The following is a 12218-nucleotide window of genomic DNA, read 5'->3' on the forward strand; positions in this document are numbered from 1 at the left end:
CTTTGTAGAGTTCTGTTCGAGATTTGAAAGAGATATTCTTCAAAAAGCCGAGATTTATTGTTCTAAATATAATTATAATGAAGTTACGGCCCTACGAGTAGCTAACTGTACTTTAAGGAGGGTCTGGAAATACCCTACTTTTAAAAAAGAAAAAGCCAAATCAACTAATCCAGAAAAAGCAATTCTCCTATGGATGTATCCCATCATATTTAGACAGGTAATTAAATTTGGAGCGGAGAATAAATGCGAGGAGGAGGAGGAAGAAGACCTTGAAATAATAGAAACCGTAGATCAATTAATTAAAGCGCATGGTATTACCGATTTAGAAAGTAAAAGAGAATTGAAAACTAAATTAGATACAGTTGAAAGAACTCTAGAAGGGTTAAGTACCAAACATCAAATAATATATTTGACTTATAGAGCTTATGAGCGTGATAATAAAAAATTACCAAGAACACTTTTAGAAAAACTTAGAAATTCATTAGACTTAACTCAAAAATCAATCAACACTTATAAGAATCAAGCTGAAAAGCATATTCAAACTTATCTTAATTTTTTAAATAATGGGTAAGCCAAAAAATATACAGAAAATTAAATTTACTGAGCTTGATAGCTGGCTCGGTTCAGCAGGTTTTATTTATCCTCAAAATGAATTTGAATTGGCAAGATTTAACAAGTTATATGAGGATTTTGATTATAAATTAAAGTCAGAAAAAATTGATCCTTTGGCTATCATTGGAAATAAGTTTTTAGAAAAATTTGAAAATTCTGAACCCAAAATCATCCAATTAAAAAAAGAAGCTGAATCATTAAGAATGGTGGCCAGAAAAGGAGCAGAAAAGATCCCACAGCATATCATTGATAAAATGCTTAATAAGCATAAGGAACAGAATGATAATTGAAAATGATCAAATAAAAAGTTTTGCGGAAGAAATAGCAATGGAATATCCTGAATCTGAGACCAATTTAGAACGAATTGTATCAGAAGAGGGATTACAAGTATTTTATGATAGATATGGACTGAATACTTTTGACGGAATGACTATGTATGATAAAAATAAATTCTTTATTCATATTAATACCACCCAAGGAAATAAGCCAAAAACACCTAGAGGAAGGTTCACTTTAGCTCATGAGTTAGGACATTATTATATAGACTCTCATCGTATAGGTTTAAAAGAAGGCATTTTGGCTCCTCATCCGTCAACTCTGAATTATAAGCATTTCTCGCGTATTGAAAGAGAAGCCGACTATTTCGCATCTAATCTGCTTATGCCAGAGTCCAGGTTTCAAGAAGCTTTCTATAGAAAAAAGTTTAGTCCGGATTTATTGGACCATTTATGCATTAAGTTCAATGTAAGTAGAACGGCATGTGCCTTTCGCTTTGCCGATATAGGAAACCATCCAATTATGATTGTTTATTCTGAAAATAATACTGTAATATGGAAATACAGCAGTAAAGATTTTAAATATAAATTTTTACTTTATGAAAAGAGAGTGCCTGAAAATACAGTAATGGGAGAGTACTTTAACGGAAAACATAATGAAACCTATAAAACAGAAAAAATTTGGGCAGTTGATCTCTTTAATTACATAGCTGATGAGGATCTTAATCTAAATGTTAATGAATACTGTATTGCATATAAAAACAAAACTCTAAGTCTCTTTTGGTTTGTATAAATAGATTTATTAAAAAATGGGGATGCGAAGACAAAAGCCATCAAAACCCCTCCCTTTTTAAATTAAATAGGATACTTCATTTAATCTCTTCAAGCAATTTATAAGGATCTATATTAATAAAAAGCTCATCGTTGCTAGCAGTGAGTGGATCCAACCAGTTAACTTTTTGATAACCAAATAATACAAGCTCTTTCATTTCCTCAGTTAGATCTTTATTCTCATCACATGCGTTCAGAAAAACTCTTAGCTTATTGGCCTCATGCCAGAGATCAGACTTTTGTTTGATGAAACGTAGCTTTTCGATTTCCTCCTTTTGTGATTTTTCTCTTTCATCCTGCTTCTTCATTTCAATGGCCTGTTTCTTTAAACGCTTTTCATTTTCAACTTTCCATTTGCGTTTCTCCTTTGCCATTTGCTCTAAAAAGGTGATGATGGTTAGTAGTTTTTCTGCGAGAGTTTTAGTAGAAGTTTCCTGCCATTCCTTTTCAGTAAATTCTCCAGCAAGAAAACTCAAAAGTCCGATAGAAATTAATTCACTTCTTCTATATCCTGGTTTTTCCGTCTCATAAACCCTTTTTGACCTTTCCCTCATCCGGATACCTATTTCTGTTCCTTCTATAACAACGTAAGATCGTTCATAACAAAATAGAAAATAATGCCCTCTAGCCTTCATCACCTTTATAAAAGTGTTCAGAAAACATAAGGCTCTCTTATAGGGCTTTCCAGAAGCACTGACTGAAATTCTCCCATAATTATATCTTTTAGTATAATCCCTGCAATTATTTACAATCGGATGATTTTTAGGATTATCCGACAGCATTTCCATGATAATTGGATCAGGATTTTTAGGAAGTCGTTTAGGAACCTCCCAATCAGAAACCATATGAACATCATTTATAGTAAGGTTTTTTCCTGAAGAATTAGAATTCACTGAGTTTTCTCCGGTGCGAATTAACAATTCAATTTCACTCTTGGATTTTGTTTGTGGTAATAGTGGTTTGTTAATCTTTTTACCAAATTTTCTTTTCATCCAGTAACCGTTAGGCGGCAAAGGAATTTTATTTATAGTGCATATATCCTTAAAACTACTATAAGAAACCATGTAATTTTCGGTGAAATAGGTAATAGGTTTCTCCCAAACTAATTGATATAATTCTTCTCTGGTTAATTCTATTCTGACAGGCATGATAAGCTTCGTTTTAAACTAATTATACATTGGATAAATTTCGATCTCTAATTTAAACGAGAATTTAATATTTTTAATGTTTAGTTGAAGATTGCGGTTAAGTAACGGCTAACACCTAGCAGATGATGGGAACGGTTTTCGGCTGATAAGAACAGCATAATCTGGAATGAATCTGCAAGTAAAATTCCGGGATTTCTGGGATTTTTTTCATTAAATCCCTTTTATTATTGGTTCGAAATAGAACAAGATTTAATTTAGGTGTATTAAGTTAATATTTTTTTTAGCATACAACAGTTAAGATAAAATCTTAGAAAAAATCATAAAAACAAATGCCCCAAATCTACCATAACTAATCTGCGCGTGGTTCCTGTGCTGTTTTTATAGCGTACGGGAAGTTAAGCATAAAGTAAAAACAGCAGAGGGCGCATCATACTTGTGATTAATTTTACAGTAAAAATTACCATTTCATTAATATTTCCAAGACATATACATTAAAACACTGTATACCATCTATTATGAAAATCATATTATATAACTCAGCATAATTTTGTGCTGCAATTACAACATCAAGTTAGAGGGGAATAAAACTTTGACCTTTCAGTTTCCATTGCTTGGTAATTTTACATAAATAAGGAATGCCCAATGAAGGTAAAGTAGTTTACTTTGCCTTCATATTCTAAATTCGAATATGGAATAGTTATGTTGTGTAAAGCTTTTTAGAACAGGAAAAAAGAGCATAGTTAGGGGTGATAAATTGCAATAAGTTCTGTTCATTTTGCAAATAATCTGACTTACTTGCAATATTATAATCGCTATTGCAAATTTTTATGTTATTCTGCAATAGTAGAAAAAAACCATTAACTGTGAAATTAGGACGATTTGCGGCAAAGCGATTTGTTATGACAGCTCTTATTTTTTCTCCTCTAACCACTGCTTAAAATCATCTTGAACTTCTGGTTTTTCTGAGAAATATTCTTGATATCTTTCCTTGTTAGTTTCCATGAGGATCTTATAAAGTTCAAACTTTTCGTTCTGTCTTTCTTGCAAGGAATATCCAAAATAACCCAAGAGACTTAATAAAACAATACCCAGTGAACAAACAAGGATAAGTAGGTAATTAGGAATTATCCGTGCATATTTTAATTTCTTATCTATCTCTTTAAGCACTTGATCCTTTAAATTATTTTCCTTTTGCTGTTGCCCTAAGAAAATATTTAAATTCTTTTCGAATGCCTCGGTGCTAATGGGAATACTTAAAGTGGATAGTTGTTTTGAAAGCTCCTCAAGTTTTATAATAGAAGCTTTAAAATCCGCCATCTCATCAGTCATGAGCTCCATAATTTCGTCTAGCTTTTTCATTGTTTTAATTCTTTAAAACCCTATTCCCACATCTAAACTTTTCTTAATTACTTGTTTCACTAAACCTTTGGCTATGCTTGTTGCCATATTAGTACTTATTTGCACTGTTTTATCCAGGAGCTTTAAACTGCTAGGAACTTCTTTCATTCTTGATATTCCTGAATTTTGAGTGATCTCCCCAATGAGTTTACCTCCCGTCATAGATCGGTGAACATCACTTCCCTTCAAATTCACTCCTTTGTATTCAAACCGAAAGCCTTGTAATTGATTTGACTTATTGATACTGGGAATCACCTTTACCTGATGCACTTTCATCTTGCTGATATATTCATCTATAGATTTTGGTCTGGTTTCTAGAACTCGGTCATTGATATGTTTGATGGCCATTCGCTGCCCTTTTAATTCAAGTAGCTTTTCCTGCTGCACTTCCCGGACTCTTGTGAGTCCGAGTTGTTTTGCAACATTATCTGCGGCTAGCTGACTTCGTTTACCATTAAAACTATCGTTATAGGCTTTTCCATCAAAACCAATCCTATTGACATATACATGTACATGGGTATGCGCCTTATCCCGATGTACAAAAGCAATGGCTTGTCTATTTTTTAGTTCCATTTCCTTCAGGAATAGCCTGGTGATCTCTTGAAGTTGTGATTTGCTCATCTGATGTCCGTCTTCTACGGTAGGACTTAGAATAAAACTGAGGGTATTATTGACACATCGCTCATTTTGCGACTGAATGATCTTAAACTCTTCGGTGATCTCCTTTGGGGAGTCACCAGCTAGGTGCTCTTTGAAAACCACTTCAGCATCTTTTTCTTGGTTCCACCCATAATCAATAGATGCTCCCGTCCTTGCTATGGAATGTCCTTTCCCGATCATTTTCTGAAATTTTTTAAATGCCCTCTAATCTCTTCTGCCAATTGCATTACTTCCCTAGTCAACTGGGGATTGCTTTTTTTTAAACATATTACCGATTCGACTAAAGTTGTTTTTATATTGAATCAGAAGCTGGTAACATTCCAACTGTTCCGGAGTAATCCGCTCTACAATATTTCTTTCAAAAGCCGTAGAACGCAAATATTCTGAAAGGGAAATACCTGCCCTTGCCGCTCTTTTTTTGAGTAGCTTTTTCTCGTAGATCGAGCAGCGTATTTGGATGTATTCCCGTTTCATTTTTTCTTTTAAATCTTTGCAACCTCCGGGAGCAAAGCAAGATTGTCATGACAATGACACATCTTGCTTTGCTACTCAATATGAAATTCTCCCCAGTGGAATTTACTCGGCCATATTATACTTCATCAATGAACTTCTTTTCTTTTTTAATTGAAATCAGTTTCTCATTAAGATCTTTATAATATTCAAAAAGGTGACTTTTATCTATGATGTTCTTATCCTTTTGCATTAGCTCCTTCGAATAGTTATTTCCCGATTGATCATTATCCAGATACAGCTCAACCCTTTTATATTTCTTAAAAAGCAGGCTTACTTGTTCTAAAAAGGAAAGCGAGTTCAGTACAACTATATCTGAGTTCTTTAATTTGCTAGGGAATAATTCAGCGAGGGACAATAGGTCGAAAATTCCTTCTACTAGAATGAGACTATCTGAATGAATTTTTAAATAGGTATAGGTTTTCGGTGAAGTGGAAGTTTTGGAATAAGAGTTCCTAAGTTCCCAACCGCCTTCATTATTTTGAACTCCAAGGGCATAATATTTCCTTCCTTTACAAGTATACCATACCTCCTTGCAATATTTCTGTGCTACTTGTAGCGATATGCCCCTTGTGTGCAGATACTTCCTTAAAAGGCCTTGAGTGATCGTTCTGACCTCGAGAACAATGTTTTTGTCGATATTATTCTCTATGATATTAGACGGCTGTTGAAATGAAAAAACAGGTTTCTCATTAGATAGATATCGAAGCGCCTCACTCACCGAACAATTGGATATCAGGCATAACAGATCAATCACATTTCCACCTTTGCCCATTCCGAAATCATACCATCGATTCAGTTTTAAAGAAACTTTGAAAGAGGCTTGGGTTTCTGACCGCAGGGGACTCAGAAACCAAGCTTCTTTCTCCGTTGTCCTGTTTGGAAAGTGCGCTAGTTTTGCGAGTGTTTCAACGATGCAAATACTACGGGCTCTTTCACAGGTTAATCTTTTTTCTTTCATCAGCATTTTATTTAATTGCAATTATGCCTCTTTGATAGTTTCCATGTTCTCAACTTTTTGTCATCACTTTTATTTTTGATGACAGTTTGATGACAAAACGATGACGGCCTTACCTCCTACTATTACTGGTCTAACAAGATTCTGTCATCATTCACCAAAAAAATGAAGAATTAAGAGGGGTTTTTCCTGAAAAACTGGGTTCATTTTGATGAAACGATGACAACCCACCAAACCCCCTCTAAAACCAAAGGTTTCCGTGTCATCACTTTGTCATCGATTCATCGTTTTCGTCTATATCCCTATAAATTCAGTTCGATTTCTGATCTTCAAAATTCTCCAAGAGGTAACTTTTATTTATAGTAAAATAGCGTCCTTTGGCATCTGAAAGGTTCGTACTACCATCTCCCCACAGTGTGAATTTTTGGTAACGGTTCGAATTCGTTATATTTTCAAGCTTCCAATCTTTCTTTAGAATTTTACGGATCTGGGTCAAATCCGTTCTCAGTCTTGTCTTGCTTAAGGCATTTAAAACATCCAATGGACAAAACTTGATTTCTTCGAGATCGTGATTTTCCATTACCATAAGGAGAATGCTAGCCAACTCTTTCTCTACACGGTTTCTATTGTTCTGAACCAGTTTTGTGAGAGCAGGTGTTTCAATTTGTTTGGGGGTAAACCACATCCGGGTTTGATGGGGGCTATGTAGTGATCGATTCTGAAGGAAATAGAGAAATGCAGGAATCTCCTTTTCTAAGGTTTCTAAGAATCCAGTATGTTCCTTTTTGACCGAAGGAACTTTCAACACCCAGAAACGGGTTTCATGGTGATCTATTTTAATAAAATTCTCTTCGTTGTTACTACAGAGAATAAACTTTCCAAAGAATTCTACTTCACGCTTGTCCTTTCCTTTGGCTTCGAGTTTATTAAAATTGGTCGTGCTTAAATATTTGATCCGCTCGGTGAGCTCTTCTTTATTGAACAGCACTTCATCAATACAGATTAGCAATTTATTCGCCCAATCTGCATTGAATTGACTGCTAAAGCTATCGTTGGTGAGATAAGTAAGATTGCTTTCAAAAATCTGCTTTAGCCATTTCAAAAAGGTGCTTTTACCCGTGGAGCGTTCCCGGGATACCAAGCAAAGAATAGGAAGTATCTGAATGGGTTTGGTATATAAAAGGTGAAGATAATCAAGGCCTAGTTCGAAGTGATCCCCAAAAATATGTTTTACAAATTCTAAAGATTTGCTACAAGTTCCTTTTGAGACACTATGACTCAGTGGGGAATAGGTGTTGTAAAAGTTGTTGTAGGTGGATTTGAAGTTTAGGTGGTCTGGAATACAGGTAAAGCCATCGAATTTTGGAATACTAGCTAGAAATGTTTTACCGTGGTCTTGTCTAATGGTTTCAATGTTCCAAGATACCAGTATCTCATTTATCTGCCCACCAATAGTTGGGGCTTCAACTATTTTGTAATAACTGACCCCTACCCGTATATATAAATTTTTAACTTTCATATAAATCTAGGATGTCATCAGCTTTATACGGTTCCTTCAAATTAAATCTAGTCTTTAATTAGAAGTGAATTTGTACTGACAAATCATCACTTAAAGATAGTAAAAATTGATTTTAATTAAAAAAATGTTATCAATAATAATATTTGATTGCGAATAATGCAATTTATAACCTCAAAATCTAACTTTCTACATTTACCCATAGAAGATGTGTTTAAATGTAAGATTTTGAACTTTTGATGTTTTTGAAGAGATTCAGAGAAACATTATAAAAAATCTAATGTTCGATTAATTTCCTGGAGAATTCAATTTTATCTAAAGACAATATCACCCGTTTTATTTAAAGAGACCCCATAAGAGGCATTAAGTTCAATCATCAAAAAACGCTCATAATTATTTAGATTGACTATTTCTATGAAAAAGTATGTTAAGCAAATAAAAAAAATTATCAACTTCCATGTATCTTGTTCGAAATTTAAACACAACTTATGGCTTCAGGCTTTTTTGCACTTCTAGATGATGTTGCAGCGCTTATGGACGATGTTGCAGTAATGGGTAAGTTAGCTGGTAAAAAAACCGCCGGCATATTGGGAGATGATCTGGCCGTTAATGCGGAAAAAGCTTCGGGGTTCATATCTTCTCGGGAAATACCAGTATTATGGGCTATTACAAAAGGCTCTCTCCTGAATAAACTAATTATCCTACCACTGGCTTTCTTATTAAGTTGGTTATTACCATCAGCTATTATAATAATTTTAGTACTAGGAGGTTTGTACCTGGCGTATGAAGGTGTTGAAAAAATTTATGAATGGGTATTTCCTCACCATCATAAAACAGTAAAACCAGAACTCAGAGAAATCACTGAAGAAGAAGCTTTAAGTTTGGAGAAAGAAAAAATAAAATCTGCAGTAATAACAGATTTTATACTTTCTGTCGAAATAGTTATTATCGCTCTGGGTACCGTTGCCGCAGAATCGTTGTCCCTTCAAATCCTTGTTGTTTCTATGATTGCCTTAGTAGCTACGGTAGGAGTTTATGGTATTGTTGCATTAATTATAAGAATGGATAATTTTGGGGCAAAACTTATATCATTAAATGAAAGGAATGATAGCCTTTCGGATATTATAGGAAGGTTTCTGGTAAATGCGTTACCATTGGTTATTAAGAGTCTTTCTGTAATTGGTACTATAGCACTTCTACTCGTTTCTGGGGGAATTTTTGTGCATAACACACCTTATTTTCACGCTTTGCCGAAAACATCCCTGGTATAATAATTGAATTTATGGTGGGATTGGTTATTGGTATTGTCGTCTTATTGATAATTAAACTTTTAACTAAAGTCTGGACTAAATTCTCTAAAACTACAGCCTAAATTTTTATTAGTTCTAGCGGTTTGAAAAACATTTGAGGTCCCTCTCTCTTTAATAACTTGTAGTTATAATTATTTGCAAAACTATTTAGGTATGATAATCTCTTTTTAAAGTTTGGTGAATTACCAAAAACTTTTTTTTTGGGGCTAAACCGAATTAAAACCCAACTGAAATAATACCAAATAAGCAGATATATTGCTCTAATCAAACAGTGTAAATTTAATACAACTTTATATTTTCCCATTTCTATTGAAGACCTAATGAATTATCTTTGTATCAATAATTTTTCATAAAATGGAAGAAGAAAAAAAGGATATTTATCAAACTGCCGAAGTGATTTTACTCATCATGAAATATGAAGGTGAGATTGAGGATATTATTGAATATCCGTCTGAATTTGAAGCGGCGTATAAGGAATTACTTCAATATAATATTATTAAAAAAGGTGATGAAAAATACCTGCCCGATCTTAATTTCAATAAGGCTCAAGTACTGGGCTTTAGAAAATATATTGAGCAGATTAACAAACCATCAAAATTCAAACAATACATTACTAGTAAACCAGTCCTTGGGGTTTTAGCTGGAGCTGTCTTAGTTACCACAGGTTATCTTATGCGGTCGGAGAAAAAGTATACTCATTAAAGGAATAGTTAATAGGAGAGCTCTTTAGTATCGAACCCAGAATTCTGAAACATCTTTGCGCAAATTACTCTTCTACTTTATAGCGCATCTAGAAAATAATTTTTTCTAGCCTTGAAAGGTTTTCATTCTTTTACCATCTTCTATGGCAATCCTTTTCTTTAGTAAATTCATATCCTCACTCAATTTCGCATCCAAGATCTTAGCATAATGTTGTGTTATTTTCAGGGATCGATGTCCAAGCATTTTACTTACTGATTCTATGGGCACACCATTGGAAAGAGTAACAGTGGTAGCAAACGTATGCCTAGCCATATGAAAAGTCAAATTCTTTTTTAATTCGCAGCGATCGGCTATTTCCTTTAAATAACTATTCACTCTTTGGTTTGAGTAAACTGGAAGGAGTTTTCCTGTTGGACTATCAAGGTGTTCATATTTTTCTATAATTTTTTCAGCCACTGGAAGTATAGGAATACTGCTCAAGGTTTTAGTCTTGGTTCTTTTTATTTTAATCCATTGGCTACCATCAATTCCTTTTACAATATCATCTGAGGTAAGTTTAAATACATCGCTATAAGCAAGCCCTGTATAACATGAAAAAAGAAAAACATCCCTCACGTGTTCAATTCGCGGAATTGTGAATTGTTTTTCCATTAGTGTAATGATCTCCTCTTTGGTTAAAAATTCGCGTTCTATAACCTGAAGTTTAAGTTTGAAATTATAAAAAGGATCTTTTTCTATCCAACCATTTGCATATGCGACTCGTACAATCTTTTTAAGGTAAGAGAGATACTTTAATGAAGAGTTGTGTGAAAGATCTAGTTCTGTTTTTAAATAATAGATAAAACTATGTATGAATTTAGTATCAATGTCCATAACTGGATAATCCTTCCTTTTAAAATTGAATAGGATAAAAGATGAAATATGCTTTTTAGTGGTATTATATCGCTGTAGGGTTCTAAATGAATAATCCTTACCAACTAATTTTTTCATTCTAGAATTATGTTCGTCGAACATTTCTATAATATCTTTTTTAAGTTCATCATTCCCTAAATAGACGTTTTTGAGGATTTCAGATGTTATATCATCTCCAGAATCTAATATTCTTTGAAAAATATCATAAATTTTATTTTTCATTATATCTAGGTTTCGATTAATCATTTTCGCTTCAGCGGAACTACCTCTTACTTGGTTGCCATCTGTAGACCATCTAGAAGGTTCTATTTTTCTCATAGTGCTTATTTCCACTCGCTTTCCACTATAAGTTATTCTCATATAAATAGGAACTAATCCCTTTTTATCCACCTTATTCCTTTTAATGAAAAACAAAATTGATAGTAAATCTTGCATAATATCTAAATTTTATCATCATAAAAGTAATAAAATAATTTAAACAAAAATCACGTAACACATTATGAATCAAGAGGTTTGAGTGCATTCGGTGACCTCTTTTTAAAACTGAAATAGGTCACCTAATTAGACACCATTCGGAGACACTTATTTGATATCAAATGAATATATAGAAAATGAAAAACCCTATAAACAGTGAAGTTTATAGGGTTTTAGTTTAATTTGATATGTTAAAAGTACTCGAGGCGGGAATCGAACCCGCACTCCCGAAAGAACTGGATTTTGAATCCAGCGCGTCTACCAATTCCGCCACTCGAGCTAGTGGACGGCAAAATTATAAAAAAAATAATCATCCACAACATAAAATCGATCTTTTTAATCTATAAAAGAAGAACTTTTTAGTTGATGTCAAATATGGGGTAAATCCCCATATTATATTTAATTAATTCGATTCAACTTTATTCTTGTTAAGACAATCCTACCCTCACATACATTTTCACTCTAACCTATTTACTAAAATTCATACTATGAGAGATGATAGTTTAATACGTATTGCCGAATTTTTTTTTCCTAATTAGCAGTCTAGCCGTAGTGTTTTTTATTATGCTAAAGGTTACAGGTTAAAATTCACTATTCATTTAAATGTGTAATTACAAGTTGAAATACTTGAAATTCGGTGTATGCGTTTAAATTGAGAAATTCTTTTAAATAAATTTACAATTATAAAGCCTTTATTTAGGTTTATACTATCAAACAATCCCTCCCTGCAATTTAGATATAAAAAGCGCCATCGTTTTTCCGAACTTATACTTCCCTACAAGTATAAGTTCCTTCAAATTTTGGCGCTTTACCAATGTGTTTCTTCTCTAAATCGCTACAAATTTAAATGATATCTGCATTATTTGATTGCGGATTCCCGTAATTACTAAGTCTGACTCGTCCTGAATAAAG

At 33.4% G+C, this 12218-nt stretch carries 11 protein-coding genes, 1 tRNA gene and 1 pseudogene; 5 read left to right on the plus strand and 8 right to left on the minus strand.

Annotated elements, in window-relative coordinates:
* The first annotated feature begins 193 nt into the window (after positions 1–193).
* Genes ON07_RS16800 through ON07_RS00705 form a run of 3 tightly spaced genes read left to right on the plus strand, consistent with a single transcriptional unit; the run spans position 194 to position 1680 of the window.
* Entirely contained in the window at positions 194–571 is a 378-nt protein-coding gene (locus tag ON07_RS16800; protein WP_010227373.1) for a hypothetical protein, read from the plus strand.
* On the plus strand, positions 564–902 hold the full coding sequence (locus ON07_RS00700) for a hypothetical protein (protein ID WP_010227374.1): 339 nt from the start codon (positions 564–566) through the stop codon (positions 900–902). The genes ON07_RS16800 and ON07_RS00700 overlap by 8 nt, the downstream gene beginning before the upstream one ends.
* On the plus strand, positions 892–1680 hold the full coding sequence (locus ON07_RS00705) for an ImmA/IrrE family metallo-endopeptidase (RefSeq protein ID WP_010227375.1): 789 nt from the start codon (positions 892–894) through the stop codon (positions 1678–1680). The genes ON07_RS00700 and ON07_RS00705 overlap by 11 nt, the downstream gene beginning before the upstream one ends.
* 76 nt (positions 1681–1756) lie before the next feature.
* On the opposite strand, the gene ON07_RS00710 is transcribed toward ON07_RS00705, so the two are convergent.
* The 6 genes from ON07_RS00710 to ON07_RS00735 all read right to left on the minus strand — a co-directional run bounded on the left by ON07_RS00710 (position 1757) and on the right by ON07_RS00735 (position 7911).
* Positions 1757–2866 (minus strand): hypothetical protein, encoded by a 1110-nt coding sequence (locus ON07_RS00710; RefSeq protein WP_010227376.1) that lies wholly within the window; start codon positions 2864–2866, stop codon positions 1757–1759.
* 909 nt (positions 2867–3775) lie between these two features.
* On the minus strand, positions 3776–4225 hold the full coding sequence (locus ON07_RS00715; protein WP_010227377.1) for a DUF6730 family protein: 450 nt from the start codon (positions 4223–4225) through the stop codon (positions 3776–3778).
* A 12-nt stretch (positions 4226–4237) separates the two neighbouring features.
* Positions 4238–5104, minus strand: coding sequence for a relaxase/mobilization nuclease domain-containing protein (locus ON07_RS00720; RefSeq protein ID WP_010227379.1), 867 nt, complete (start codon positions 5102–5104; stop codon positions 4238–4240).
* Between the two features lie 54 nt (positions 5105–5158).
* Positions 5159–5398, minus strand: coding sequence for a mobilization protein MbpA (gene mbpA, locus ON07_RS17540; protein WP_010227380.1), 240 nt, complete (start codon positions 5396–5398; stop codon positions 5159–5161).
* Between the two features lie 115 nt (positions 5399–5513).
* Entirely contained in the window at positions 5514–6395 is an 882-nt protein-coding gene (locus ON07_RS00730) for a toprim domain-containing protein (RefSeq protein WP_029331276.1), read from the minus strand.
* A 307-nt stretch (positions 6396–6702) separates the two neighbouring features.
* On the minus strand, positions 6703–7911 hold the full coding sequence (locus ON07_RS00735; RefSeq protein WP_010227387.1) for a primase-helicase family protein: 1209 nt from the start codon (positions 7909–7911) through the stop codon (positions 6703–6705).
* A gap of 485 nt (positions 7912–8396) precedes the next feature.
* Between ON07_RS00735 and ON07_RS14040 the strand changes: the two are divergent.
* Positions 8397–9280 (plus strand): annotated as a pseudogene (locus ON07_RS14040) (DUF808 domain-containing protein).
* A gap of 292 nt (positions 9281–9572) precedes the next feature.
* The gene (locus tag ON07_RS00750) at positions 9573–9920 is read left to right on the plus strand and encodes a hypothetical protein (protein WP_010227391.1); all 348 of its coding nucleotides are present in this window, start codon (positions 9573–9575) and stop codon (positions 9918–9920) included.
* Positions 9921–10025: 105 nt separating this feature from the next.
* On the opposite strand, the gene ON07_RS00755 is transcribed toward ON07_RS00750, so the two are convergent.
* Both ON07_RS00755 and ON07_RS00760 read right to left on the minus strand, forming a co-directional pair.
* A complete protein-coding gene (locus ON07_RS00755; protein WP_010227393.1) occupies positions 10026–11267 on the minus strand; it encodes a site-specific integrase in 1242 nt (413 codons plus the stop codon).
* Between the two features lie 237 nt (positions 11268–11504).
* Positions 11505–11586: transfer RNA gene (locus ON07_RS00760), tRNA-Leu, on the minus strand.
* Between the last annotated feature and the right edge of the window lie 632 nt (positions 11587–12218).

This window comes from Gillisia marina, from assembly GCF_000258765.1.
Lineage (GTDB): Bacteria > Bacteroidota > Bacteroidia > Flavobacteriales > Flavobacteriaceae > Gillisia > Gillisia marina.

What these genes read in the sequence shown, in the direction of transcription:
- ON07_RS00730 (WP_029331276.1), bottom strand. Translation starts at nt 6,395, where the DNA reads ATGAAAGAAAAAAGATTAACCTGTGAAAGAGCCCGTAGTATTTGCATC.
- ON07_RS00710 (WP_010227376.1), bottom strand. Translation starts at nt 2,866, where the DNA reads ATGCCTGTCAGAATAGAATTAACCAGAGAAGAATTATATCAATTAGTT.
- ON07_RS00755 (WP_010227393.1), bottom strand. Translation starts at nt 11,267, where the DNA reads ATGCAAGATTTACTATCAATTTTGTTTTTCATTAAAAGGAATAAGGTG.
- ON07_RS16800 (WP_010227373.1), top strand. Translation starts at nt 194, where the DNA reads ATGTATCCCATCATATTTAGACAGGTAATTAAATTTGGAGCGGAGAAT.
- ON07_RS00715 (WP_010227377.1), bottom strand. Translation starts at nt 4,225, where the DNA reads ATGAAAAAGCTAGACGAAATTATGGAGCTCATGACTGATGAGATGGCG.
- ON07_RS00720 (WP_010227379.1), bottom strand. Translation starts at nt 5,104, where the DNA reads ATGATCGGGAAAGGACATTCCATAGCAAGGACGGGAGCATCTATTGAT.
- ON07_RS00700 (WP_010227374.1), top strand. Translation starts at nt 564, where the DNA reads ATGGGTAAGCCAAAAAATATACAGAAAATTAAATTTACTGAGCTTGAT.
- mbpA (WP_010227380.1), bottom strand. Translation starts at nt 5,398, where the DNA reads ATGAAACGGGAATACATCCAAATACGCTGCTCGATCTACGAGAAAAAG.
- ON07_RS00750 (WP_010227391.1), top strand. Translation starts at nt 9,573, where the DNA reads ATGGAAGAAGAAAAAAAGGATATTTATCAAACTGCCGAAGTGATTTTA.
- ON07_RS00705 (WP_010227375.1), top strand. Translation starts at nt 892, where the DNA reads ATGATAATTGAAAATGATCAAATAAAAAGTTTTGCGGAAGAAATAGCA.
- ON07_RS00735 (WP_010227387.1), bottom strand. Translation starts at nt 7,911, where the DNA reads ATGAAAGTTAAAAATTTATATATACGGGTAGGGGTCAGTTATTACAAA.